Below are 22,091 nucleotides of genomic sequence, written 5' to 3' on the forward strand. Positions count from 1 at the left end.
TCGGACCGCCTCGATCTTGAACTCATCGGTGTACCGCTTCGTGCTCATAATCACCTCCGCCTAAGCCATAGTTTATGGCTGCGAGGTGTCTACGGAACCCTGGGCGATTCAGGTCGTTCCTTGTAGCATTCTCATCGCTCCAGCATTGGCGTCCTGCATCTACTCAGCTGCCGCTCGTGCTGCGTGTGTACGCCCTCCGACATTGCTGGCAGGGCGTTCCCCAATCTGCGCTTGCATTCCTCAAGCCAGTCCGCAAATTCCCCCCTAGCAGATCAAACTAGCAGCTAGCACCAGCCACAGCCACAGCCATCCTAGATCGATGGCGCGATCTTGGCACTTCAGCGAGGCGACTCCTGATGCGCAGCGATATCTGTTCAGGGAAAAGGATCGCCCTTGACCAGAATCCCCCTAGGCGTCTCACCCGCAATGCCCGATGGCGCCATGCCGAATGCCTGCCGCACCATCGAACATCCATCTGCAGGAAACCACACATGAGCCTGGCGCTGGTCCACAGCCGTGCACGCGCCGGGGTCGATGCCCCGCTGGTGCGGGTGGAAGTGCATCTCTCCGGCGGCCTGCCTGTCACCCAGATCGTGGGCCTGGCGGAAACCAGCGTGCGCGAATCCCGCGAGCGCGTGCGAGCCGCCCTGCTCTGCGCGCGCTTCGACTTTCCGCAGCGGCGCATCACGTTGAACCTGGCGCCTGCGGACCTGCCCAAGGAAGGTGGTCGCTACGACCTGGCGATTGCCTTGGGAATTCTTGCGGCCAGCGGACAGGTCGATCCGCAGTCGCTGCTGCAATACGAGTTCCTGGGCGAGCTTGGCCTGACCGGTGAGCTGCGGCCGGTGGCCGGTGCGCTGCCCGCCGCGATTGCAGCCGCCGAAGCCGGGCGCATCCTGGTGGTGCCGCCAGGGAATGCCGCAGAGGCTGCGTTGGCCGAGCACGCTGATGTGCGTGTGGCGCGTACGCTGCTGGAATGCTGCGCCGGGCTGGGCAATCCGCGCCTGTTGCCACCCGTGGAGCGCGTGGACACGACACCATTGCCACTGCCCGATCTGGCCGACGTGCGCGGGCAGGCGCATGCACGGCGCGCGTTGGAAGTGGCCGCTGCCGGTGGGCACCATCTGTTGTTGATCGGTAGTCCTGGCTGCGGCAAGACACTGTTGGCCTCGCGCCTGCCCAGCCTGTTGCCGGATACCGAAGAGACTGAGGCGCTGCAGCTTGCCGCGATTGCGTCGGTGAGTGGCGAAGGGCTGGACCCAAGACGTTGGCGGCAGCGGCCCTTTAGAGCGCCCCATCACAGCGCGAGCGCGGCGGCGCTGGTGGGTGGGGGCAACCCGCCCTGCCCCGGTGAAATATCACTGGCCCACCATGGAGTCCTGTTCCTTGATGAGCTTCCCGAGTGGAACCGCAGCGCGTTGGAAACGCTGCGCGAGCCCTTGGAGTCCGGGCATATCCGCATCGCGCGTGCGGCGCGCAGCGTGCAGTATCCGGCGCGCTTTCAATTGGTGGCGGCGATGAATCCGTGCCCGTGTGGCTGGGCGGGTGACCGCAGCAATCGCTGCCTGTGTACCGACGAGCGCATCACCCGTTACCGCGCCCGGGTCTCCGGGCCGCTGCTGGACCGCATCGACCTGCATATCAGTGTGGCCAGGATGGATGCAGTGGAGCTGCGGGAGAGCACGCCACTGGGCGAACCGAGTGCGGTGGTACGCGCGCGGGTGGAGGCGGCACATGCGCGGCAGCGCGCGCGGGGCGGGTTGAATGCGCATCTGCCACCGGCAGCACTACGGGCATGCACGCGGTTGAGCGAGGACGATCAGGATCTGTTGGAACAGGCAATCGAGCGGCTGCAGCTGTCCGCGCGGGCGATGCACCGGATTCTGCGGGTGGCCCGCACGATTGCGGACCTGGACGCGTGCGAGGTTATCGGAACGGCACATCTGGCGGAGGCGATCGGGTATCGGCAGCTGGACCGGGGGAAGGCAGGGTATGGTCCGTCTACGTCGTAGTGCTTCCTGGCCTCACCCGTTCGGGGCAGGCCGGTCGCCGCAGCTGTGGGCAGACTGGCGCCTTCATCCAAGCAGAGACACCGCAATGAGCACCTCCAACCGCCAGACGGCCAGCTTCAGCGTGCCGTGGGAATCGGCCTATGGTTATGTCCAGGCCGTGCGCGTGAACAACTCGATCTTCGTGTCGGGCCAGCTCTCGCATACGCCGGAGGGACAGCTGGTGGCACCGGCCGCCCTGGGTGCTGATGGCAAGCCTGCCAATTTCGACACCATGGAGGCGCAGATGAAGCGTACCTACGAGAATGCGCAGGTGCTGCTGGCCGAGCTGGGCGGCTCGCTGGCGGATGTGGTCGAGGAAACCCTGTTCGTCATCGATGTACCGGCTGCATTCGCCGCCAGCGGCAAGGTCCGGCCCGCCGTCCATGGCCAGCCCGTCCCGCAGGTGGCCAGCAACCTCATCGGCGTGTCGGCGCTGGCGTTCCCCGAACAGCTGATCGAAATCGCATTCCGCGCGGAAGTGCAGCCGTAATCCCAAGTCTGCGGTATCGGGAAAGGCCCGCGTGCACCATCATCGCCGCGGGCCTTCGCATACTCCGCCGTTCAACTCACATACCCAGGTCAGACAACCCCGGGTGATCATCCGGGCGACGGCCCAGCGGCCAATGGAACTTCCGCTCACTTTCCTTGATCGGCATGTCGTTGATGCACGAGAAGCGGCGCTGCATCAGGCCATCCGCGCCGAATTCCCAGTTCTCGTTGCCATACGAGCGGAACCAGTTGCCCGAGTCGTCGCGCCACTCGTAGGCGTAGCGCACGGCAATGCGGTTGTCGGTGAAGGCCCACAGCTCTTTGATCAGGCGGTACTCGAGTTCCTTCTTCCATTTGCGGGCGAGGAACTGCCGCGCTTCTTCGCGGCCGTGGGTGAACTCGGCACGGTTGCGCCATTGCGTATCAAGCGAGTAGGCCAGCGAAACCTTGTCGGCATCGCGGGAATTCCAGCCATCCTCGGCAAGGCGCACCTTCTCGATGGCCGATGCAAGGGTGAAGGGGGGGAGCGGCGGGCGGGGTGCTTCTACGGACACGGTGGGGCCTCCAGTCAACATGGATGAACGGGGTACTACGGTGGGTGTTGATGACGCAGGCGTCAGCGCCTGGCCTGCTCCAGCAACAGCTGCGCAACGTCTCTTGCGGTGTCTGCGGCGTCGTGGTCGCCCATCACGCGCGAGACGGTGATGGCGCCTTCCATGAGCACCAGCAGCCGGCGTGCAAGCGCCTCCGGCTGCTCGATATCCAGTTGCCCGGTCAGTTCCAGTGTGTAATCGAGCAACTTCTGTTTGTGATGCTTCGCGATGCGGCGGATCGGATCGTCGGGGTCGCCGACTTCGCCTGCGGTGTTGATGAACGCACAGCCGCGGTAGCCCTCCGATGCAAACCAGCCTTTGAGCACGGTGAACATGCCGAGGATGCGCGCTTCGGGCGTTTCGGCCTTGTCGCATTGCTCCTGGAACCAGGCCAGCCAGCGCACGTCGCGCGCACTCAATGCGGCAGCGGCCACGTCGTCCTTGTTTTCGAAGTGGCGGTAGATGCTTTTGCGCGCCACGCCGGAGGTCTTCACCAGCAGGTCCATGCCCGTGGCATGGATCCCGTTCTGGTAGATCAGCGCCTCGGCCGTGGCCAGGATCTTCTGTTGGGTGTCGGGGGTCTTGTTCACGACTCCAAGGTAGAATGATCGTTCTCCCTCGTCAACCCCTTATTGCACATGCCGCTGTGCGGCACATCCATCCAAGACGATCCATCAAACAATTCGGACAATTCATCACCTTGCGACCTGAAAGCGGGCGCAAAGTAGGTCCCACCACCACCCAGACGAGATCCGCCATGAACACCCTCACCCGCACGCTGGCCGTTGCCGCCCTCGCCCTGTCAGTCCAGGCCGGCCTGTCCGCGCAGGCCGCCGAACCGCCCAAGCCGGCCGCTGTCACCACCATCGCGCGCACCGCCAGCTACATCACCACCGCCGATGGCGTGCAGCTGTACTACAAGGATTGGGGCCCGAAGGACGGCCCGGTCGTCACCTTCAGCCACGGCTGGCCGCTGAACTCGGACAGCTGGGAATCGCAGATGATCTTCCTGGCCAATCACGGCTACCGCGTCATCGCCCACGACCGTCGCGGCCATGGCCGTTCCAGCCAGCCCTGGGATGGCAACGACATGGATCACTACGCCGATGATCTGGCCACGGTGATCAACACCCTGGACCTGCACGACGTCACCCTGGTCGGCTTCTCCACCGGTGGCGGCGAAGTGGCGCGTTACATCGGTCGCCATGGCACCGGCCGGGTCAAGAAGGCCGTGCTCATCAGCTCGGTGCCGCCGTTCATGCTGAAGACTGCCGACAACCCCAACGGCCTGCCGATCGAAGTGTTCGATGGCATCCGCAAGGCGCAGATGGACAACCGCGCGCAGCTGTACAAGGACATTCCGTCGGGCCCGTTCTACGGCTTCAACCGCCCGGGTGCGAAGGTCTCGCAGGGCCTTATCGATGCCTGGTGGGCGCAGGGCATGCAGGGCGGCCACAAGAACACCTACGATTCGATCGCCGCGTTCTCGGCCACCGATTTCCGCGCCGACCTGAAGAAGTTCGACGTGCCGACCCTGGTCATCCACGGCGATGACGACCAGATCGTGCCGATCGACATCTCCGGCCGCCAGTCGGCCAAGCTGATCAAGGGTGCGAAGCTGATCGTGTACCCGGGTGCGCCGCACGGCCTGACCGATACGCACAAGGATCGGGTCAACCAGGATCTGCTGACGTTCCTGCAGGAGAAGTGAGGGATGAGGGCTCCGGCGTTGCGCCGGGGCCCTTTCTCTGCCCCACGCCTTCGCTGACCGCCACGCCAGCGCCAGGCACAGTCCTCGCTTGATAAGCGCACGCGAAGAGCGGGCGCCCCCCCCGGCATGTCTTCTTCACCACACGTTCGTCGGAGCTTCCGCAGCAACGCCCTACCCTGCAGGCTCCCTCCACGAAAGGACGCCTGACATGGCCATCAAGACAGCGGAAGACCTCTTCATCCATGAACTGTCCGACATCTACAGTGCCGAAAAGCAGCTGACCAAGGCCCTGCCCCGCTTGGCCCGTGCCGCAGAGAACCCGGACCTGGCTGCAGCCTTTGAAACCCACCTGGAGGAAACCCAGGGCCAGATCGAACGTATCGATCAGGTCGTCGACGTCCTGGGTATCCGCCTGAAGCGGATCAAATGCGCGGCGATGGAAGGCCTGGTCGAGGAAGGCAAGGAGGTCATCGATGCCATCGACAAGGGCCCGGTACGGGATGCGGCGCTGATTGGCGGCGCGCAGAAGGTCGAGCATTACGAGATCGCCTCGTACGGCACCATCGCCGCGCTGGCCAAACAGCTTGGTTACAAGGATGCGCTGCCGTTGCTGCTGGAAACGCTGGAAGAGGAAAAGGCCACCGACGAGAAGCTGACCCTGCTGGCCAAGGGCGGCGGCAATGCCAAGGCGGCCCAGGCGGCCTGAGCCAGGTACCGTTTGACCCGGCGCCGCCCATGATGGCGGCGCCGTTGTACCACGCACTGACGAGGCCTGCATGCATCCGGATATCCTTGGCTGGGCGGCAACCATCGTGCTGATGGCCACGCTGATCCGGCAGATGGTGAAGCAATGGCAGTCACCCCACCCGGAAACGGTCTCGAAGTGGTTGTTCCTGGGCCAGATGACCGCCTCCACGCTGTTCACGATCTACAGCGCGTTGTTGGGCTCCACGGTATTCGTGGTAACCAATGTGCTGCTCCTGCTGACTGCGGTGGTGGGTCAAGCCATGGCGTGGCGTCGCCGCCGAGTCGTTACCCGCACGCGCAGGGGTTGACCATGCACGCGAAGACCGCCCTGATCATCATCGACCTGTTCAGCCTGTTCGATTTCCCCCAAGGGTCCGCGCTTGGCCCTTTGGCCGTCCAGGCTGCCGGCAAGGCGGCGGTGCTCAGGGATGCGTTTGACGAACGGGAATTACCGGTCATCTTCGCCAACGACAATTTTGGTGAATGGAAACGGGACTTTCCTACCCTGGTAAAAGCGTGCCGCGAGCACGGTGGGCATGCCGCTGAGATCGCCCGGCGTCTTGCACCGAAGGCACGACATTACTTCATCCTCAAGCCAAAGCACTCGGCCTTCCTGGCGACGCCACTCCCCGTGCTGCTGGCAAAGCTGGGCGTGCAGCGCGTGGCGCTCGCAGGCATGGCGCTGGACTCCTGCGTGGGCCACGGCGCTGGATGCTAATTCACGTGAATACGAGACAGTGGTGGCCTGGGAAGCGACTGCAGCGCTGCCCGACCGGCGTCAGCCCTCGCTGCAGCTGCTGCAGCGCTCCGGTGCCGCCAAGGTGCTTGGCGTGCGTGAGATCATCGCGCTTCTCGATACGTGACCATTGTGGTCAACCCATTGCAGTTCACGCCAGGTGCGGCTGTACCACCGCTGTGAGATGGTCCATGGCCGCCCATGGGCTGCCCTCTCTGCCCGCGCGCCTTACGAAGCCACGCCAGTCGGCATACGCTGCCTGGCTCAGTTCACGGGCCTCCGCGGGAAGCAACCGCATCGACCAGTAAGGAAGCATCCGGCGTCCTACACGCCCTCGCGCCAGCTCGACGATTTCGCGGTGGCTGCTGGCTCCCAGTATCCGCGCATAAGCGACGTCCAAGGCATCTTCTGGCCCTTCGATGTACTGCAGGAATCGCTGCCCGTCGAACAGCAATACACCGGTGATGCCTGCATCGTGGTTGAAGCGGGCCGCGTCCTCGACCATCGCTGTCAGGCGTTGCGGATCAAGGTCGGGGAGCGCCTCACTCGCGTATGCGATTGCACGGTTTGCCATGGGGGTTGCGGATGGGTTTGCCTGTGAGCAACTGTACGAATCCCGTGTCAACGCCGGGTCTTCACGCGGCTCTTTTTCCGTGAACGGGGGGGAATTCCTGCGGTTCCGTTGCCCGCATCGGCACCCTGTCCGTAGCGGATCTGGCAGTTGGGGCAGAAGAAGGTACGCCGGTGCGTCGTGCCCATGTACTGCTTGCTGACCGGTCCGCCGCATCCGGGGCAGCTGCGTTTGGTATGCACCTTCCAGTGTTTCTTGAGTTCGAAGCCACGCTTCCATTGCAGGAAATCGAAGCTGTACTCCCGTGCCTGGTTGATGAGCGAGGTCAGCACGCGCGGTGGCAGGTCCCCCACACGGTTGCCTGGATGGATGCGGGTCCGGAACAGGACTTCGTTCTTGATGATGTTGCCCACGCCGGAAAACACCGTCTGGTCCAGCAGCGCATCACAGACCAGCACGTCGGGCATGGCCTTCAGCTTGCGCCGCGCCAGCCGAACATCCCAAGCATCGTCCATGACGTCGGCGCGCCAATCGTAGACGTCATCCAGCGGCTGATTGATCAGTTTGACCGAGCAGGTATAGAAATTCAGCTCGCCCTTGTCGAACTGCAGGCCCACGCGAGGAGCCACGTCCTTGCGGGCGTCAATGCGATAGCTGCCGAACATCAACAAGTGGATGCGCAACGTAACGTGGCTGAATTCCAGAAGGAAATGCTTGCCCCAGCTGCGTACCGCCTTGACCCGGCGGCCCATCAGCGGCGTCAGATCAACGGAGGTCGTGCCGACGGCCTGCCGGACCGTTTTTCCCTTGAAGCGGGCGGCTGCTTCCCGCAACAAAACGATGGACGGACCCTCAGGCATCCGCGTTCTCCAGCAACGCCCGCAGGTGCAGCGCATTGGGTACCGCGTGGCCGAGTGCGGTGTTGTCCAGGATGATCCAGGCGGGGCCCTGCCGCGCCGCCTGCCTGGCCTGCTCTGCCAGATCGCGCAGCTCATTCCCGGCATAGCTGCTGTAGTACATGCGCGGGCGGCCATGCCAGCGCCAGTAGCTCCAGTGCCTCGCACCTCCGGGCACGGCGGCCTGCGGGCAGCGCGCGGGGTCTGCCGCGACGCGGGCGATATCGTGCGACACCATCATGGTTTCGGCTGAATCGGTGAACCAGCTGTCATGCCGCGGTTCGCAGGCCACAAGCGCCGAAGTGCGCCGACGCAGGGCCCGGAAGAACGCGGATGCCGTGCGTCCGTCGTATTCCAGGCGTGGCGGCAGCTGCAGCAGCAGCGCGCCCAGCCGGTCGCCCAACTGCTCTACTCCCTGCAGGAAAGGCTCAAGCAAAGGCGCCGCGCCCTTCAGTCCGCATTCGTGGCTGATGGTCTGGGGCATCTTCACCGAGAAGCGAAAGCCCTCGGGAACACTCTGCGCCCATCGCGCGTAGGTCTCAGGCTTGTGTGGCCGATAGAACGACGAATTGATCTCCACCAGCCCAAACCGTGTGGCATAACGCTGCAGCGCGCTGTCCCCCTCACCGAATCCAGCGGCATCCCGCGAGGGCAACGACCAGCCCGCGCAACCGACGCGGACGGTTGGGACACGGACGTAGGGCGCCTGTCGTTTCATGATGTCGCTTCAGCGCGCCTGCTCAAGCATGGGGTGCGCAACAGCCGCAGCAGACGTTGGCGCAGCAGACGTTGCCGCAGCAGGCATGGCTGCAGGAATGCCAGGCAGTCTCCGCTCGCTGGCTGCCGCCAGGGCCTGGTTGATCCGGTGCGTGGTGCCACGCTGGCCTGGCTCCACGCCGATGAGGTAGACGAAGCGACCATCGCAGCGCAGCTGTACCGATTCCAAGCCTTCAGTGTCAGCCAGAACCCGCTTCAGCGCCTTGGTCCAGCCGCGGCCCGGCGCGCGGGCCAGCTCGACCACCACCACGGATTCGCCGCAATCGAGCGGCAGGGCTTCAAGGCGAACAACCTTGGGCATTGATGCGTTTTCCAGAGCGGTCATGGCGCGAAACTCCTGCGGTATGGCGACGGCCGCAGTATCCACGGGCCCTGCCAAGGCGCCGTCAACGCCGGGCGGTCCCCGCGTGTACGCAACGCGTTCGCATCGTGCACACGGCAACGAGCCGCGGTGTTGATGGATGGCAGCGGAGACTGTCTACAACGCACCTGGGACGCCGCGCCCTGCCACGAAACAGATGCGCCCACCCACACTGAACGAGGTTTCCCATGAGCAAGCTGCCATTCAACCCGACCGGCGATGCCAGTGACCAGGACAAGGCCCACACACCGGACAAGGTACGCACCGACCAGAGCTGGAAGAAGGGCAAGGATATGCCGGAGCAGGAGGAAACCGCACACCCGGACGACTACGAGCGTCCGCCAGCGGACCCGACTGCTGGCAAAGCCGATCGCTGATGCAGGACCGCGCGCTGTGCAGGATTCAAAGCGAATCGAACCAACCAGCGTACGGCGTGTTCTTGATCAGGTACCGGTTGTAATCCTTGCTGCCGTCCGTCCACCACTGCGGCCCGCGCTCGCCCAGCCCGTGCTTGGCCGCATCCACCGCACGCCGCGCCGTGCGTAGCGCCTGCGCATCGCCGCCCCTCATCGCGGCCTGCACCGCCCGGCGCGCGTCCATCAGGCGGGCCACCCAGGTGGCCCGCTCCTGCGCCGAAAGGTGGGGATTGGTGGCCCGCCACAGGCGCCCGCGCACGACGATGTAGCGGCGGTCCGGCGTCAGGGGCGGCGACGTACTCACGGCGTCAGCACGATCTTCCGGCAGTCGTCATCCTTGGCGTCGAACATCGCATAGCCCTGCGCAGCCTCGGACAGTGTCATCCGATGCGAAATGATGTTGCCCGGGTCCAGCTTCCCTTCCAGGATGGCCGTAAGCAGTTCCGGCATCAACCCCTGCACATGGGTCTGGCCCATCTTGAAGGTCAGGCCCTTGTCGAACGCATCGCCCAGCAGGAACCCGTGGATGAAACCGGCGTACACACCCGGAATGCTGACCACGCCGCCGCGTCTTGCAGCCGCGATGCACTGGCGGATCGCCACGCCACTGCTGCCCTCCAGCTTCACGGCGGTCAATGCGCTTTCCAGCGCGCTGCCTTCCGCCTCGAAACCGACCGCCTCGATGCAGGCGTCGACGCCACGCCCGCTGGTCTGGCTGACAATGTAATCGGCCGGATCATCCACCTTGCTGAAATCGATGGGCGTCACCCCATAGGTGCGCTCCGCAAACGCCAGCCGATAGGGCAGATGGTCGACCATGAAGATGGTCTCGGCGCCCAGCAGGCGGCAACAAGCCGCACTCATCAACCCGACCGGGCCGGCACCGAAGATCGCGACGGTCGAGCCCGGCTTGACCCCGGCATTCAAGGCAGCCTGATAGCCGGTCGGCAGGATGTCGGACAGGAACAGCACCTGCTCATCGGCCACCCCCTCGGGGATGCGCAGCGGGCCGACGTTGGCCTTGGGCACGCGCACGAATTCGGCCTGGCCACCGGCCACACCGCCATAGAGATGGCTGTAGCCGAACAGCGCCGCCGGGGGCATCAGGCCCTTGGCATTCAGTGCCGCGCCCTTGCCTGGGTTGGTGGTTTCGCACGCGGCGTACTCGGCCAGCTGGCAGTGGAAGCATTCGCCGCAGGCAATCACGAACGGGATGACCACACGATCACCCGGGCGCACCTGGGTAACGCCCTTGCCGACCTCTTCCACCACGCCCATGAATTCGTGGCCGAGCACATCGCCGGTATGCAGGTCGGGAATCTTGCCGCGATACAGATGCAGGTCGGAGCCACAGATGGCCGTGGCAGTGACGCGCAGGATGAGATCGTCGTCGGCAGACAGCACCGGGTCCGGCACGGTTTCGACGCGCACATCCTTGCGGCCGTGGTAGGTCAATGCCTGCATCATCGCTCTCCTTCAGGTGGGAGCATGCAGCGTGGCACGCACGTGCGGCGCCTCAGGTGACCCCCGGGTGTGCACCGCGTGGAGTGCGCTGCATGCACCGGTTAACAGGCGCCTTCAGCGCGCCCGCGAATCAATGCTGATCTCCCCGGACGTTTCCAGCATTGCCAGGGCGACGTCATGGTGGCCATCGCAGCCGGCCTTGCGCATCGCCACGTCCAGGTCTTCCGGGGCCACGTTGCAGCGGCGCAGCTGGTCCCAGAACACCTTGCCGTTGCGCACCAGCACCACCGGTGCGCCCTCGACCCAGCGGTGCAGGCGGCGGCTGCGCGCGGTGACGAAACCCACCAGCCAGTTCAGGCTCAGCAAAGTACTGGCCAGAATTAGGCCGCCCAGGAGCGAGGTGTCCTCGCCGATCAGCGAGTTCTGCACGGCCGTGCCCAGCAGCACGATCACCAGCATGTCGAACGGCGCGGACTGGCCGATGGAACGCTTGCCACTGAGGCGCGACAGCAGCAGCACTACGATGTAGACGGCCGTGGCCCGCAGCACGAACTCGAACCAGGGCATGCCAAGGTCGAACAGGTCGGTCACGGATTCTCTCCTTGCAGGGCCTGTGGGCAGGGATACAAGACCTTACGTCCACGGCACGTGACCTGCGCCGATGCGGCCGGCTACAGCGGGTGCACGGCCCACTCGCCGTTCGAGAATCCCTTGCGCAGGATGCGATAGGCATCGCGGTCGAACACCGCATCGTCGCGACGCAGCCGCCGTGCGGCCGCCAGCGTCCTTGCACTGCCGTGGTAGAACCAGCCCTCCACCACGTGGAACTGGCGCATGGCCGGGCCCGATTCCTCAATGGCGACCGGGCCAGCGTACGGCCACTCCACGATTTCCAGCAGCGCAAGCGCATCCGCCAGGCGCTGCTGGTGCTCGGCCAAAGCCTCTTTCCCGCAGCACGCGCCCGCGCACTGGCGCAGCATCGACCGGAAACAGGGCCGCCCCGGTGGCAGGCGCTCCAGCCCCAGCAGCGAATAGCACAGGCGATTGTCATCGGCCAGGCGGCGCAAGGCTTCGCGCGCGGCCCGTTCGCTGGAATAGACCCCGTACAGCATCGGCGCCGATGTCAGGTCCACCTCCGCCGAGTGCATCACGCTCACCTCACCCCGGTACAGGCGCAGGCTGAACTGCCGTGGCAGTCGCCGCAGCAGGCGGTTGTACAGCGGCTTCTGGGTTTTCACCATCGATGCTTCCAGCAGCTGTGCGCCGAGATCACCGGCCATGGGCAGATGGCTGATGCGCTCGGACTGGCGCAGCATGGCGGCCTCTTCTGCGGTACGCAGATGGTCCATCACCCGGGTGCGCAGGTTGATGCTCTTGCCGATGTACAACGGCAGGCCACCTTCACGGCCGTGGAACGTGTAGACACCCGGTAGCGCCGGCAGGGCCTGGGCCTGCTCGCGCAGGTGTTCGGGGAAGACATAGCCGGCGGCGCGTGCGGAACGGCGCGCGGCCTGTGCGCTGGAGGGCATGTAGGGCAGTAGTGCGATGCGGAAGGAGCAGCATTCAATGATAGGCAGCGATCGCAACGCCGCCAAAGGGGCGACTCATCACTGCCCTGAACGCTTCACGTTGATGCGCCGCGCACGTTCCCTGCACGTCGCGCCCGGCGAAACGCCTTCACTCTCAGCCGACCCACTGACGGAGACAACGACGTGACCGCTGCCAACAGTCCGACCGTCGGACATACCCGCTGGGCCATCGCAGAAGGGTACATCCCCGCGTGGAGCAATGGCCCGGAACCCGAACTGCAGAGTCACGAGACGTGCTGCATCCTCAATGCGGGCACCACTGATGCCCGGATCTCGCTCATGCTGTATTTCGAGGACCGCGCGCCGCAGGGGCCCTACCGCTTCACGGTGGAAGCGCAGCGCACCTGCCACAAACGCTTCAATGACCTGCAGGACCCGGCGCCGGTACCGCGCGGTGTGGGCTTTTCCTGCGTGATCGAATCGGACGTGCCCGTGGTGGTGCAGCACACGCGGCTGGATTCGCGCCAGGCCGAGAACAGCATCATGACGACCATCGCCCACCCCCTCTAGCACCGCCGTGCACGCGGTGGCGACACTGCGGGGTCATCGCGTTTACCGGTGCACCCGCACAGTGGTGGCCCCTCGCCCCAGGAGTCCCATCGATGGCTGTCCCCCAGTATCCGAAGCCGCCATTCAAGGCGCAGCAGCAGTCCTTCCCTGGCAAGACCAGCAAGATGGAGCCGCGCCCCGACCACGGCGAACAGAGCTACAAGGGCCACAACCAGCTGGCCGGCAAGAGGGCGCTGATCACCGGGGGCGACAGCGGCATCGGCGCCGCAGTGGCCATTGCCTATGCGCGTGAAGGTGCCGACGTTGCCATCGCGTTCCTTGAGAGTGAGAAGGACGATGCCGAGGCGATCGGCAAGCTCATCCGCGAGGCAGGACAGAAGGCCGTCCTCATCGCGTGCGACATCAGCGATGAGGCCCAGGCCGAGCAACTGGTGAAGCGTGTGGTGCATGAGCTCGGCGGCCTGGACATTCTGGTCAACAATGCTGCCTACCAGCGCTACTACCAGTCCTTCGACGAGATCACGATGGATGACTGGCGCAAGACGTTCGACACCAACGTGCATGCGGTATTCAACCTGACCCGGTTGTGCGTGCCCCACCTGCAGGACGGCGGCTCGGTCATTAACACCGCCTCGGTGAACTCAAAGAAGCCGACGCCGAACATCCTGCCCTACTCCGCCACAAAGGGCGCGGTCGCCAACCTCACCATCGGCCTGGCTGGTTTGCTGGCGGAGAAGGGCATCCGGGTCAATGCGGTGCTGCCCGGCCCTATCTGGACGCCGTTCATTCCCGCCGGCATGGCCGAGGAGGAAGTCGAGCAGTTCGGCAGCCAGACACCCTTCGGTCGCCCCGGGCAGCCGGCTGAGCTGGCATCGGCCTACGTGATGCTGGCTGCCGACAGCGCCAGCTACACCTCCGGTGCGCTGCTGACCATTTCAGGCGGCGCGGTCACCCTCTAGGGGGCGGAGGTGCCTCAGCTGGCCAGTGCCAGCTGGGGCACGCTTGCTTCCCGTGCCGTGAGCCCCGCCAGATGGTCGGCAAATCCTCCAACTGCACGACCAGTGAGCCGGGCGCTGGTGATCACCATGGGCGCCCCCGCCCAACAGATGGATGCACCTTGTGCATGCAGACGCTGCACCAGATCCACGTCTTCGGAACAACGTTGCGCTGCAAAACCACCTGCCGCCAGGTAGGATCGCGTCGAAACACCCATATTGGCGCCGTGCACGCGACCGTGGCCGTCGCCCCAGCGTTCACCCCGTTGGAAGCAGCCGCGAAGCCACGCTCGCTGCGGAGCCAGCTCGCCCAGGTCCACCACACCGCAGAAGACATCGGTACCCGCATCACGCTGCGCAACCAACCATTCGGCAGGCACCTGGCTGTCCGCATCGGTAGACGCCAACCAGCGCGCACCCCGGCCGATCAGCTCGCTCGCTGCAGCGGCGCGGGCCGCACCCACGCAACGCGCCTGCAGTTCCACGGTGACGACGCCAAGCGCACGGCAGACCGCGGCGCTGGCATCGTCACAAGCATCCAGCGCCACCACGACGCACACCGCCTCGCCGCGCAGCGCCGGGTGGGCCGCCGCAAGGGCCAGCGAGCGCAGGCACGCGCCCAGGTTCTCGGCCTCGTTGTGCGCCGGCACCAGTACGCCAATCATCTCAGCCCTTCGTTGCTGGCCAGCGAGAGCGGCGTACGCGTCCAACCCTGCAGCACGAAATCGCTGTCGCGGTAGCAGAAGGCTTCCTGCAGCCCCTGGCCCAGCTGCTCGTGCACCAGCGCGCTGCGGCTGGCACGGCCGGGGAAAGACGGCAGCCAGTGGCATGCCACCAGCAGGCCATCGTCCCTCAACGCCGCATGCACGCCGGCGCGCAGTTCGACCAGCGCGTCCGGGCCCAGGTAGTAGCCCATTTCACTGCAGACGATCAGATCGAAGCGGCCCGCCGGCCACTGCTGCGGGTGCTGCGCGCAATGCACCTGCACATGCGGCAGATGGGCCAGGGTGCGCCGTGCGTGGAATACGGCGCGCGGACTGATGTCGGTCGCCAGCAGGCGCTCGCAGCGGCCGGCCAGTGCCTCGGTTAGCACGCCGTTGGAGCAGCCCAGTTCCCAGCCACGCTGGAAACCGGCGCGCGTCAGGCTCGCCATCAACAGCGCGCGCTTGCGTTCTTCGTACCAGCGGCTGCGGTAGCCGAAGGGATCCTCGGTGGCATGCACTTCATCGAAGTACGGCTGGGCGCTCATGCGAAATAGACCTCATGGGTACGGTAGAAACGGCTGAGAATGTGTGCTGGCAGGATCGGCTCGGCCTGCAGCCGGGCGACGTCGCCGGTCTGCGTGCGGAACCGGGCGATGGCCTGGCGCTTGCGTCCGGCCACGCCGGAAATATCAAGAAGGCGCGGCGCTTCCCACGCCATGTGCGCACAGTTCGGGTCCAGCCAGTGCCAGCCCCACACCGGGTATTCCAGGCGCTTGCAGCCCACCGCATGCGCCGCCCGCCATGCCGCACGCCCGGCGGCTTCATGGTCCGGGTGGCCGTCAAAGCGCCACGGCGCCAGCACCAGGTCGTCGTCGCGCAGGGTCTGCCACAACCAGTCTTCCAGGCCGGCTTCATGGTCGCTCACACCGCCATCGGCAATGCCCAGGTGGACAATGGCGCTGGCTTCAATGGTCAGTTCAGCGAGCGCGTCGCGCAGCTCCTCGCGCCGCGCCTGCCGCAGCCGCTGCGGCGTCCACCAGTTCTCACCGGGGTAACAGGCCTCGCCATCGGTTACCGCCACCACCTTCACCTCCAGGCCAAGCCCGGCGGCCGCGCACATCAGGCCGCCGCAGGCCAGCACTTCGTCGTCGGGGTGCGGCGCCACCACCACTATGCGGCCCACACCGGCACACAGCTCGGCCAGTTCAGAGGCGGGCTGCTGCCACAGCCACGCGCAGCGGTCCCACGCGTGCTCTTCCGAGCCGTGGCCGTGGATGAGGGCTACAGCGCCCATGGCATCACCTGCGTGGCGCATTGTTCGCCCAGCCAGGCCCAATCCTTGTCGCCATGGCTCTGCCGCATGAAGACCGTCAGGTCGGCCCAGCGCCGGGCGTGTGCCTCTTCCATGCACATGGGCGCAGGGCCCATCGCACGGCCGGCCAGGTCCAGCACCTGCGTTGCGGCGCGCTCGACCACGCTGCGCACGCGCACCACCTGCACCCGGTGGGTCAGCTGCGGGGCCAGATCGATGGAGCGGGCCAGCTCACGCAGCAGCGCCGCCGCCGGTGCCAGCGCCAGGTCGGCCTTGCCCAGCAGCCGCGCGCGCAGGCCTTCGCTGCAGTCATGCTGCATGCGCTCAGCGATGGCCGTGGCTGCACCAAACCAAACGGCCGCGATACCCGCACCGCCGTGCCAGAAGCCAGGTCGATCCAGATAGGCGTTCATCGGTCCGATGGCCTCCGCCTGTGCGTCATCAAAGCGCACCGTGGTGGAAGGTACCCGGCCCATGCCGGTGGCCGGCCAGGGATCCTCATCCAAGGCGTGCCACTGCGAGGTGTCCACGCGATACAGCTGCACGCCCTCGCTGCCGCGCACGGTCACCAGCGCCGCATCCACCAGATCGCTGCCCGAACACCATGGCTTGTCACCACGCAGCCGGCCCGCAGCATCGGCGCGCAGCGTGCAAGACGGGCCCTCAGCTGCCCAGACCGCCAGCAGCTGGTCCTCCGGCACGGGGGCGCCCAGCTCCTGCAGGATCGCCGTGGCGTCATAGTGGGCTTCCAGCACCTTGGCCAGGCACAGGTCTTCGTGGCCCATCGCGGCCAGCATCCGCCAGCGCTCCAGCGTATGCCCGTGGCCAGGCAAGGGAAGGTCCTGCAGCTGCAGCAGTCGCTGCCGGGCCAGGTTGGAAAGCGGGGGAGGCAGCACCGGAGCAAGCATGTCGAGTCAACGGCAGGAGTATGGACTGCGAACGTATGCCTGCCGCAGTCACACGGCTGTCTTCCCGGTGTCGCGGGCGGATGAATTCCGGCGGGTCCCTCCTCACGCTCCAATGGTCGCACAGCCAGCAGGCGGCTCTCGCCGCCTGTACTGTTCAGCCGGTGCTCCTGCGTAGCGCCTACCGCAGGTCTGCGATCGGCATCTGGAACGTGAACAAGGTGCCAGCGCTTTCACTCGACTGCACGGCGAGCGTCCCGCCGTGGGACTTGGCAATTTCCGAGGCGATGTAGATGCCCAGGCCAAGCCCAGGCCTGGGACGATCACCCTCCTCGCGCGAGAACGGACTGAAAATAGCCCCCAGCCGGTCCGAAGGGATGCACCCTGCGTTGTGCACACCCAGGATAAGCCGATTGGATTCGGCGTGAACGCTCAGCGTGACGGGCGCCGAACGCTCACCATGCTGGGCGGCGTTGGTCAGCAGGTTGGCCAGCAGTTGCGAAAGCCTGCCGGGGTCGCACACCACGCTGCCTTCAATTCGCATCTGAACGCTGATGTCCCGGCGTCCCGTTGCGATCGCCACCTCTTGCGCGACCCGCTCCAGGTCAGCCTGCAATGTATGGGTTTCCCGCAGCGAGATCGGAATGCCGCCACCCAATCGGCCCCTGGCGAAATCGAGCACATCGTTGATGAGCCCATCCATCCGGGTTACACCGGATGCGATGTGCGCGAGCATCTGCTGCTGACGCTCGGACCCGGCGTCCATCTCCAGCGCATCGGCGGCCATGCTGATGGCCTGCAGCGGGCTGCGAAGGTCATGGCCAAGCACTGCAATGAACTGATCGCGCAGGTCGGCAACCCGCTGCGCATCCAGGAGCGCGCTCTCTGCTTCCAGCACGCGCTCTTCCGTGTCGAGATAGTTCCCGACCAGGTCGGCCAGCAGCTCCATGGATCGCCGCACGTGGGCTTCATCGAAGTTGCCCGGCGTCGAATCAATGGCGCAGAGCGTGCCGAAGAAGCGGCCATCCGGCCGATGGATGGGAACGGACGCGTAGCTCTGAAGCCCGTAGATGCGGGGCGTGTGATGCTTGGAATACACCGGGTGCGCGCTGGCGTGTGCGAACACCACCGAGGTCGGCGCCTGCCTGATCTCGTCGCAGATGGTGGTTTCGAGCACCAGCTGCCCGCCTGGAACCAGCCCGAAGCCCAGCGTGTCCAGCGTGGCGCAGGCCGTCCAGGTGGTCTCTGTCACGCGGGCAATCGCGGCGAACCGCGAGCCGGTGATGTGGGCCACGGTTTCAAGGATCCGCGGTACGGCCTCGATGCGGCTGATCTCAGCGATGTCGTTCAGCAGATCGGGATCAGTCAGGGTGTGCATGCGTTGGCAGCCGGGCGCGGTGGCGCATCATCCCATGAAAGCGGCCCGGCCCGTTTCCGGCCAGATGCAGGCCCGCAGGCTGGCCCGTTGGATCCAACGTGAAGCTGGCCCCAGGCCGGGTGGTGCCCGCAGGCCAGTACACCGTTGAACTGGCTGATTCGGCCACGGCGGTCGTGCAGCAGGCCACGGTCACGCTGAAACCATCCCTGTTAAGTGATGCGGTGAAACAGAGGGGCGCAGACGCGCCCCTCTGCACCATCAGGCCAGCACGAACCGCGCCGGCGTACCGCCCGTGCACGACGGTGCAATCCACACATCAAACGTCCCCGGTTCGGCACGACGCACGCCGTCCACCCCGGTGAACGCCAGCATGGCCTCCTCCAGCAGGAAGACCACCTCCACCGTCTCGCCCGGCGCGATCGCAATCTTGTCGAAGCCCTTCAGCTCGCGCAACGGCCGGTGCTTTGCGCGGGAAGTCCGCTCTGGTTCTGGTGCTGACGTGTTCAGCCCACAACGGCTTTCGGCCACAAGCGGCATACATACACGGTTTGCAGCAAATCGAACCACGGGATCGTCGAATGATTTCCGCATTCGGCAGGCCGGCGTGGTTGGCCTCGACTGTGTTGCAGGCAGGACGCAATTCCACGGCAGCTGCTGAGGCGTTCCCGCGCACCCAGGGCCTACCCCGCGTGGATGATTGCCAGCGCGTCTCTGCTTGAAAGAGGGCGGCCATAATGCCATCCCTGGCCAATGGCTTCTGGAGCGATCCGGCAGAGCTGCAGATGCTGTTCCTCCGTTTCAACGCCTTCTGCAATGACATCCAACCCCAACTCAAGCGCAATGCGATACATCCCCGGCAAGACCGGCCGCAGGGGCGAGTCCTCGTTGATGGCCGCCACGAACATGCGATCAATCTTGATTCCTCTGAACGGCGACTGCGCCAGGTGGGAGAAATTCGCACTGCCTGTCCCGAAGTCGTCAATCAGGAACCGGTACCCCAGAACCGAGAGGGCCTGCATGTTTCTCTTGGCAGCTGCAGACACAAGCTCTTCCCGCTCGGTGATCTCGATGCGGATCTGCTCGGGCAATACGCCAAAATCCCCGGCAATGCTGCTGATGTAGCGCACGATGCACTCCTGCGCCATATCCACGGGCTCGGCATTGATGCTCACGTAGAGGTTTTCATGCTTCCGCAGCGCGGGGGCGAGGTCATTCATGGCGCGGGCCAGCACGTATCGAAAAAGATCCGGACTCAGGCCGAGCTGGTGCGCAATGGGCACGAATACCGCCGGCGGGATCTCATCGTCTCCCGGTGGGCGCCAGCGGCTCAGCGCTTCAAATCCTACAAGCCCATGGGTGCCGATACGGCGAAGAGGCTGGTAAGCCAGCTCGATCTCGCTTCGTTTAAGTGCAAGCACCAAGCGCTGCTGGATGGTCTGCCGGGCCGTGATCTGGTGCTTGATGAGCAAGAACGCCAGCAGCAGCCCCACCGAGGCACCGGCGGCCAGAATAGTGGTGAGCAGGGCCGAGGGCAGTTCGGAGACCATGTGCCTGGGGCTGGTGACAAACGCGCAGACGTCAGCTACACGGCTGCAATGCTGGGCTTGGACGAGAGAGGGAGTACTGTCGCGATTTGTCGGGGAAAGGGTTCGGAACGCAAACGATCGGTCTTTGGTTTCGATGCTGATGAAACTCCTGCGTGCAGGATCCAGACTCTCGAACGCAGAAGGAGATGAGACGGTAAACGTGTTGCCTTGGGCGATCAGATTTGAGCCGCCATAGGGAGAGCCAACGAGATCCGATGCGGGCCAAAGCCGGATGGTTCCGCTGGAGAAGCGTGGCGCCGGAAGGGTGTAAGGGCGCGAGCGCCCCCAAAGGGCGCTACAGACAAGGCGTCCGTCCCGGATGCGGCCGATGTCGCTCATGTAGCTGGAGCGGAATGCGATCTCTTTCAGCGAATCAACGTCGGCCGCCGAGCAGAGGGGCTGCCCGATGCGGGACGCTTGTTCGGCGGCGATGCGCCTTGCCAGAGAGATAGCCTCCGAGCGCGCCACCGCGGCTTCGGCCACGGTCTCTGCGCCTTCCCTGTCGCGCACGTAGAGAATGGCTTGGGCGACGGCGAGCATCGCCAGAAGGCACACCGTCGTGGCCCCTACGACGGTCAAGACGTAGCGAACCCGATCCTTTCCAACGATCAAAGCAACCCCCGATCTGAGACGCGCCATCGCTTCGCTGGGCTTCCCGCCTCATTTACCTTGTAGAAGGCATATCGGCAAGTCGTGCATGAACTCCAGCCCCAATTTCGCAGGCTTTCAGGCCCTGGTCGAGCAAGCACGCATCTGCACCTGAACTGTACAGCCACAGGACGCGAGGCACTCCAGCTTTATGGATGTCTGGGCCGCCCCCGTCCGTAGATCGCCCCTATTACGCGACCATCCGGTGTTGATGACGCTTGGCATCTGCCAGGCGCGCGACGTCAGGCTCGCCCTGCCCTTCGGACCACCCGTGCGCTTGTGCCTGCCGCAGATCCAGCGAGGACGCTGTCCATTCCACGCAAGCGCTCTGCGCTCAGGACCCGCCTCGCCTGTATGACTTAAGGCACTGTGGCTTGACTACACATGTAGTCATCGTGGAGCCCTCGACACAGGGAGGTGCTCATGGCAAAGAAATGGACTGTGCTGGTGATGTCGCTGCTGCTGTGCTGCGCGGGGCCGGTACTGGCCCACACCGCCGATGCGCTGGCTGCCATCGAGCACCACGCCAGCGCGGCGCATTCCGATGCCGTGCTTGTGCAACGGGACGGCCAGCTGCTTCTACAGGGCGGCGCCAGCGGCGTCCGTGAACCCATCCACCTGATGTCGGCAACGAAGTCGGTACTGGCCTTGGCCATCGGCCTGCTCCTCGATGACGGCCGCCTCGCTTCCATCGACACACCCGTCAGCGCGATCTATCCCGAGTGGCGCCAGGGCAGGAAGCGCGACATCACCGTCCGCATGCTGCTGGACCACACGTCCGGCCTGCAGAACGTGCCCAACGCAGGCGCAGAACTGGAAGGTGCGCCGGACCTGGTGAAACTTGCGCTGGCCGCCGAACTCACCGCCGACCCGGGCACCACCTTCGCCTATAACAACAAAGCCACGAACCTGCTGTCCGGCATCATCCAGCAGCTGTCCGGCAGGGCTGTGGATGAGTATCTCAACGACGCGCTGTTCAAGCCGCTGGGCATCACCAGCCACACCTGGATGAAGGATGAGAGCGGAACACCGTTGGGCATGGCGGGCCTTTCGCTGTCGGCCACGGATCTGGCTGCCATCGGCCAGCTCATGCTCGATGGTGGAATGGCGCCAAGCGGGCGGCGCTTGATGAGCGAACGCTCGGTGTCACTGCTTACCGCAGAAAGTGCGCGCTCGCCGGATGTAGGTCTGCTGTGGTGGCGCATTCCGCAATGGGAGCGGTATCGCCTGGCAGAACAGGCACCCAGCCGCCTGGCAGAGCGCGGTGTCCGGGGCGATGTCAGCAAGGCCCTGCTGTCGGCGGCGGGCCGCACGTTCGACAGCAAAGCCGAACTGTTTGCCTTCCTCGCCGAACAACTGGGCCCGCACTGGCCCCAGCAGTACGGTGAACAGATCACCGGCCGCGGTCTGAAGCTGGCGGATCTGTTCGATGTGCAGCGCGGGCCCATTGCTGCGTACGCTGCCAACGGCTATCTCGGCCAGCATCTGGTCATCGTGCCGGAGCAGCGGCTGGTGGCTGTCAGGCTCATCCACCGGCGCGACGACCACGCCGCACCGCTGGATGACTACGCAACATTTCCTGCCGATGTGCTGCGCTTGGCCGAAACGCTCGTTCCCGCTGCAGCGGGTGGCCGATGATGCGGCCTGCAGGT

General features: G+C 65.2%; 28 protein-coding genes. 11 read left to right on the top strand and 17 right to left on the bottom strand.

Annotation, left to right across the window (positions count from 1 at the left end):
- Window positions 1-491 precede the first annotated feature (491 nt).
- Window positions 492-2,012, top strand: coding sequence for a YifB family Mg chelatase-like AAA ATPase (locus tag AC1VXD_RS02810; protein WP_482990727.1), 1,521 nt, complete (start codon window positions 492-494; stop codon window positions 2,010-2,012).
- Window positions 2,013-2,097: 85 nt separating this feature from the next.
- Complete coding sequence (locus AC1VXD_RS02815) at window positions 2,098-2,541, top strand: RidA family protein (protein WP_482990728.1); 444 nt, start codon at window positions 2,098-2,100, stop codon at window positions 2,539-2,541.
- Between the two features lie 76 nt (window positions 2,542-2,617).
- Here AC1VXD_RS02815 and AC1VXD_RS02820 read toward each other — a convergent pair whose 3' ends face one another.
- Both AC1VXD_RS02820 and AC1VXD_RS02825 read right to left on the bottom strand, forming a co-directional pair.
- The gene (locus tag AC1VXD_RS02820) at window positions 2,618-3,094 is read right to left on the bottom strand and encodes a nuclear transport factor 2 family protein (protein WP_482990729.1); all 477 of its coding nucleotides are present in this window, start codon (window positions 3,092-3,094) and stop codon (window positions 2,618-2,620) included.
- Between the two features lie 62 nt (window positions 3,095-3,156).
- Complete coding sequence (locus AC1VXD_RS02825; protein ID WP_482990730.1) at window positions 3,157-3,723, bottom strand: TetR/AcrR family transcriptional regulator; 567 nt, start codon at window positions 3,721-3,723, stop codon at window positions 3,157-3,159.
- Between the two features lie 167 nt (window positions 3,724-3,890).
- Between AC1VXD_RS02825 and AC1VXD_RS02830 the strand changes: the two genes are divergently transcribed.
- The 5 genes from AC1VXD_RS02830 (at window position 3,891) to AC1VXD_RS02850 (ending at window position 6,454) form a co-directional block, all read left to right on the top strand.
- Window positions 3,891-4,844, top strand: a complete 954-nt coding sequence (locus AC1VXD_RS02830; RefSeq protein WP_482990731.1) for an alpha/beta fold hydrolase — start codon at window positions 3,891-3,893, stop codon at window positions 4,842-4,844.
- 208 nt (window positions 4,845-5,052) lie between these two features.
- Entirely contained in the window at window positions 5,053-5,550 is a 498-nt protein-coding gene (locus AC1VXD_RS02835) for a YciE/YciF ferroxidase family protein (protein WP_482990732.1), read from the top strand.
- A gap of 70 nt (window positions 5,551-5,620) precedes the next feature.
- On the top strand, window positions 5,621-5,899 hold the full coding sequence (locus tag AC1VXD_RS02840) for a hypothetical protein (protein WP_482990733.1): 279 nt from the start codon (window positions 5,621-5,623) through the stop codon (window positions 5,897-5,899).
- Between the two features lie 2 nt (window positions 5,900-5,901).
- A complete protein-coding gene (locus AC1VXD_RS02845) occupies window positions 5,902-6,309 on the top strand; it encodes an isochorismatase family protein (RefSeq protein ID WP_482990734.1) in 408 nt (135 codons plus the stop codon).
- Window positions 6,310-6,331: 22 nt separating this feature from the next.
- A complete protein-coding gene (locus tag AC1VXD_RS02850) occupies window positions 6,332-6,454 on the top strand; it encodes a hypothetical protein (protein WP_482990735.1) in 123 nt (40 codons plus the stop codon).
- A gap of 24 nt (window positions 6,455-6,478) precedes the next feature.
- On the opposite strand, the gene AC1VXD_RS02855 is transcribed toward AC1VXD_RS02850, so the two are convergent.
- From AC1VXD_RS02855 to AC1VXD_RS02870, 4 genes are read right to left on the bottom strand one after another with little or no spacing between them, the layout of a single operon-like run.
- Window positions 6,479-6,901 carry a BLUF domain-containing protein gene (locus AC1VXD_RS02855; protein WP_482990736.1) on the bottom strand — a complete coding sequence of 141 codons (423 nt, stop codon included), beginning with the start codon at window positions 6,899-6,901 and terminating at the stop codon, window positions 6,479-6,481.
- 47 nt (window positions 6,902-6,948) lie between these two features.
- Window positions 6,949-7,758, bottom strand: a complete 810-nt coding sequence (locus AC1VXD_RS02860; RefSeq protein WP_482990737.1) for a DNA-formamidopyrimidine glycosylase family protein — start codon at window positions 7,756-7,758, stop codon at window positions 6,949-6,951.
- Entirely contained in the window at window positions 7,751-8,512 is a 762-nt protein-coding gene (locus AC1VXD_RS02865) for a DUF72 domain-containing protein (RefSeq protein ID WP_482990738.1), read from the bottom strand. Before AC1VXD_RS02865 ends, AC1VXD_RS02860 begins: the two co-directional genes overlap by 8 nt.
- Window positions 8,513-8,521: 9 nt before the next feature.
- A complete protein-coding gene (locus tag AC1VXD_RS02870; RefSeq protein WP_482990739.1) occupies window positions 8,522-8,896 on the bottom strand; it encodes a hypothetical protein in 375 nt (124 codons plus the stop codon).
- Window positions 8,897-9,120: 224 nt separating this feature from the next.
- Here AC1VXD_RS02870 and AC1VXD_RS02875 point away from each other — a divergent pair, with 224 nt between their 5' ends.
- Window positions 9,121-9,309 (top strand): hypothetical protein, encoded by a 189-nt coding sequence (locus AC1VXD_RS02875; RefSeq protein WP_482990740.1) that lies wholly within the window; start codon window positions 9,121-9,123, stop codon window positions 9,307-9,309.
- A 25-nt stretch (window positions 9,310-9,334) separates the two neighbouring features.
- Here the strand turns inward: AC1VXD_RS02875 and AC1VXD_RS02880 are convergent, their stop codons facing one another.
- The 4 genes from AC1VXD_RS02880 to cho all read right to left on the bottom strand — a co-directional run bounded on the left by AC1VXD_RS02880 (window position 9,335) and on the right by cho (window position 12,341).
- Window positions 9,335-9,652 carry a hypothetical protein gene (locus tag AC1VXD_RS02880; RefSeq protein WP_482990741.1) on the bottom strand — a complete coding sequence of 106 codons (318 nt, stop codon included), beginning with the start codon at window positions 9,650-9,652 and terminating at the stop codon, window positions 9,335-9,337.
- Window positions 9,649-10,812: a zinc-dependent alcohol dehydrogenase gene (locus tag AC1VXD_RS02885; RefSeq protein WP_482990742.1), complete on the bottom strand. Its 1,164-nt coding sequence runs from the start codon at window positions 10,810-10,812 to the stop codon at window positions 9,649-9,651. Before AC1VXD_RS02885 ends, AC1VXD_RS02880 begins: the two co-directional genes overlap by 4 nt.
- A gap of 114 nt (window positions 10,813-10,926) precedes the next feature.
- Window positions 10,927-11,379, bottom strand: a complete 453-nt coding sequence (locus tag AC1VXD_RS02890; RefSeq protein WP_482990844.1) for a DUF421 domain-containing protein — start codon at window positions 11,377-11,379, stop codon at window positions 10,927-10,929.
- A gap of 104 nt (window positions 11,380-11,483) precedes the next feature.
- Window positions 11,484-12,341 carry an excinuclease Cho gene (gene cho / locus AC1VXD_RS02895; RefSeq protein WP_482990743.1) on the bottom strand — a complete coding sequence of 286 codons (858 nt, stop codon included), beginning with the start codon at window positions 12,339-12,341 and terminating at the stop codon, window positions 11,484-11,486.
- A 183-nt stretch (window positions 12,342-12,524) separates the two neighbouring features.
- On the opposite strand from cho, the gene AC1VXD_RS02900 reads away from it, so the two are divergent.
- Window positions 12,525-12,911 carry a sensory rhodopsin transducer gene (locus tag AC1VXD_RS02900; RefSeq protein ID WP_482990744.1) on the top strand — a complete coding sequence of 129 codons (387 nt, stop codon included), beginning with the start codon at window positions 12,525-12,527 and terminating at the stop codon, window positions 12,909-12,911.
- A 92-nt stretch (window positions 12,912-13,003) separates the two neighbouring features.
- Entirely contained in the window at window positions 13,004-13,870 is an 867-nt protein-coding gene (locus AC1VXD_RS02905) for an SDR family oxidoreductase (RefSeq protein ID WP_482990745.1), read from the top strand.
- A 14-nt stretch (window positions 13,871-13,884) separates the two neighbouring features.
- On the opposite strand, the gene AC1VXD_RS02910 is transcribed toward AC1VXD_RS02905, so the two are convergent.
- The 7 genes from AC1VXD_RS02910 to AC1VXD_RS02940 all read right to left on the bottom strand — a co-directional run bounded on the left by AC1VXD_RS02910 (window position 13,885) and on the right by AC1VXD_RS02940 (window position 20,331).
- Entirely contained in the window at window positions 13,885-14,571 is a 687-nt protein-coding gene (locus AC1VXD_RS02910; RefSeq protein WP_482990746.1) for a glycosyltransferase family 2 protein, read from the bottom strand.
- A complete protein-coding gene (locus AC1VXD_RS02915) occupies window positions 14,568-15,155 on the bottom strand; it encodes a class I SAM-dependent DNA methyltransferase (RefSeq protein ID WP_482990747.1) in 588 nt (195 codons plus the stop codon). The genes AC1VXD_RS02910 and AC1VXD_RS02915 overlap by 4 nt, the downstream gene beginning before the upstream one ends.
- A complete protein-coding gene (locus tag AC1VXD_RS02920) occupies window positions 15,152-15,904 on the bottom strand; it encodes a PIG-L deacetylase family protein (protein WP_482990748.1) in 753 nt (250 codons plus the stop codon). The genes AC1VXD_RS02915 and AC1VXD_RS02920 overlap by 4 nt, the downstream gene beginning before the upstream one ends.
- A complete protein-coding gene (locus AC1VXD_RS02925; protein WP_482990749.1) occupies window positions 15,892-16,818 on the bottom strand; it encodes an acyl-CoA dehydrogenase in 927 nt (308 codons plus the stop codon). The genes AC1VXD_RS02920 and AC1VXD_RS02925 overlap by 13 nt, the downstream gene beginning before the upstream one ends.
- A gap of 190 nt (window positions 16,819-17,008) precedes the next feature.
- A complete protein-coding gene (locus tag AC1VXD_RS02930) occupies window positions 17,009-18,205 on the bottom strand; it encodes a GAF domain-containing sensor histidine kinase (protein ID WP_482990750.1) in 1,197 nt (398 codons plus the stop codon).
- 258 nt (window positions 18,206-18,463) lie between these two features.
- Window positions 18,464-18,658: a fibronectin type III-like domain-contianing protein gene (locus tag AC1VXD_RS02935; RefSeq protein WP_482990751.1), complete on the bottom strand. Its 195-nt coding sequence runs from the start codon at window positions 18,656-18,658 to the stop codon at window positions 18,464-18,466.
- A 227-nt stretch (window positions 18,659-18,885) separates the two neighbouring features.
- Window positions 18,886-20,331 carry an EAL domain-containing protein gene (locus AC1VXD_RS02940; protein WP_482990752.1) on the bottom strand — a complete coding sequence of 482 codons (1,446 nt, stop codon included), beginning with the start codon at window positions 20,329-20,331 and terminating at the stop codon, window positions 18,886-18,888.
- Window positions 20,332-20,862: 531 nt separating this feature from the next.
- Between AC1VXD_RS02940 and AC1VXD_RS02945 the strand changes: the two genes are divergently transcribed.
- Window positions 20,863-22,077 (top strand): serine hydrolase domain-containing protein, encoded by a 1,215-nt coding sequence (locus AC1VXD_RS02945; RefSeq protein ID WP_482990753.1) that lies wholly within the window; start codon window positions 20,863-20,865, stop codon window positions 22,075-22,077.
- The last annotated feature ends 14 nt before the right edge of the window (window positions 22,078-22,091 follow it).

It is taken from the genome of Stenotrophomonas sp. STEN054 (genome assembly GCF_056854535.1).